The organism is Polaribacter sp. 11A2H (assembly GCF_011379025.1).
In the GTDB taxonomy this organism is placed as follows: domain Bacteria; phylum Bacteroidota; class Bacteroidia; order Flavobacteriales; family Flavobacteriaceae; genus Polaribacter.
This window is the reverse complement of record NZ_WTLD01000055.1, coordinates 1-216: the sequence shown is the minus strand read 5'-3', so window position 1 is coordinate 216 and position 216 is coordinate 1.

Sequence of the window (216 nt, the reverse complement as noted above, 5' to 3'; positions counted from 1 at the left end):
TCAAAGAAGAGCACCTTGGAGCCTGGGACCAAACCGACAACAGGACATCCTCCCAAAGTCAGACCAGATGGCTGGATCAGTTCACCATTGCTAAACAAGTCCTGCTGTACCTCCACATGAACCCGGTTCTCACCGCATTGAATAGCTACACTACTGGGAGTCACAGGTTGCCTCAAATGGAAGTCCACCGCCATCTCACTCGGCACTTCTGGAACA